Source organism: Streptomyces sp. NRRL S-495, assembly GCF_000966955.1.
In the GTDB taxonomy this organism is placed as follows: Bacteria; Actinomycetota; Actinomycetes; order Streptomycetales; family Streptomycetaceae; genus Kitasatospora; species Kitasatospora purpeofusca.
In genome coordinates, this window is sequence record NZ_JZWY01001307.1 from 1 (window position 1) to 1755 (window position 1755).

Genomic DNA, 1755 nt, shown 5'->3' on the forward strand with positions numbered 1-1755 from the left:
CAGCTGCCACCCCGCGCCGAAGGCCAGCACGGCCGCCACCCCCACCCGGCCCGGCCGCCGCCAGGCCCAGCGGCCCCAGCACGAACGCGCCCAGCCCGCCGAACGCCGTCACCCGCGCCAGCACCTCGGCCGGCACCCAGCGCTGCAGCGTGGACTCGTACAGCGAGCCGCAGACCGCCGAGCCGGACCCCGCCACCAATGCCGCCGCGACCGTCCAGCCCAGCGGCAGCCCCGCCGCGAGCGAGGCCGAGGGCAGCGCCCAGCCGAGGGTCGCCACCGTCGCCACCGCGAGCGGCCGCCCGGGCCGGCGCCCGAGCATCAACAGCCCGCCCAGTACCGCCCCGACCCCGTACACGCCCATCACCAGGCCCCAGGCCCGCGCCCCGCCCAGCTCCCGCTGCGCGGTCAGCGGGCCGAGCACCAGGAACGGCGCCCAGACCAGCAGGTTGAACAGCCCCATCTGCACGGTGGTCACCCAGAGCCAGCGCCGGGAGCGGAACGCGCTCCAGCCGTTGCGGAGATCGGCCAGCATCGAGTCCTCGCGGTCGCCCGCCCCCGCCTCCGTCCCCGCCTTCGCCCCCGGGGGAGCGACGGACAGCCGGGCCAGCGCGAGCGCGCCGACCCCGTAGGTCACCGCGTCGATCACCAGCACCGCCCCAGGCCCGTACCCCGCCGTAATCACGCCGGCGAGCGCCGGGCCGGCCACCGTCGACACCGAACGCGCCAGCCCCAGCAAGGTGTTGGCGTCCGGAAGCTGCTCCTCCCGACGGACCAGCGTGGGCACCAGCGCGCCCAGCGAGGGCAGGAACACCCCCTCGCCCAGGCCCCAGACGGCGACCAGCGCCACCATCGCCCAGAGCCGCGCGTGCCCGGTGAGCAGCAGCACCGCGAAGGCGCCCTGCACCGCGCAGCGCAGCACGTCCGCGGCGAGCATCACCCGACGGCTGCCCAGCCGGTCGGCGACCACCCCGCCGAACAGCATCACCAGCACGATCGGCAGGATCCGGGCGGCCATCACCCAGCCCAGCTCCGTCCCGCCGCCCCCGTCGCCGAGCACGGCGAAGGCCACCGCCACGGGCGCCATGGAGGAGCCGACCAGCGAGGTCGCGTAGCCGACGAAGAACCACCTGAAGTCGCGTTCGCCCAGCACGGCCGGACGGCCGGGAAGCCGTCGACGGCGGGCCGGGAATCGTTCCGTCTCCCCTGTCATGGGCGCCCAGTCTGCCCACCCGCGGAAGCGGCCGACAAGGCTTTCCGAAGAAAAGGTTGAGCCTTTTCGTATCAATTTCCGACCGCGAACCGACTACCGCAGTAAACGGCGCAAAAAATGGCTTTCACCTGCCGTTTACTGCGCCTGGCGCTATCCTTCCGAGGAGCGCGCCAGCCTCGTTTACTGCGGAAAGCAGGTATCGGCATGGCCTCCCCGCCCCCGGTCGAGTACGCGGTCGCCGTCGAGCGCTACCTGGCCGCCGCCGGACTCGGCGACAGCTCCCGCCGCGTCTACCGGATCGCCCTGGACACCTGGGCCTGGGCGCTCGCCGACCGCCCCGTCCCGGCCGGACCGGCACGGCGCCGCGCCCGGCCGCCCGTCCTGCCGCTCGCCCTGCTCGACCACCCCTCGGCCGCCGACCGGTTGCGGACCGCCGTCGACCGCCGTCGCGCCGGGACCGACCCGCGCACCCTCAACCGCGAACTGTCCACCCTGCGCGCCGCCCTCACCTGGTGGCGGGCCCGGGGCTGGATCCGCACCGACCC

1 protein-coding gene and 1 pseudogene are annotated in these 1755 nt (G+C 75.1%); one reads left to right on the plus strand and one right to left on the minus strand.

The window, feature by feature from the left end:
* Nucleotides 1–1210 (minus strand): MFS transporter (locus VR45_RS41365; RefSeq protein WP_045945141.1); only part of this gene is annotated, 1210 nt, incomplete at its 3' end.
* Nucleotides 1211–1414: 204 nt separating this feature from the next.
* On the opposite strand from VR45_RS41365, the pseudogene VR45_RS43215 reads away from it, so the two are divergent.
* Nucleotides 1415–1755: pseudogene (locus VR45_RS43215) on the plus strand (hypothetical protein); the annotation flags it as partial.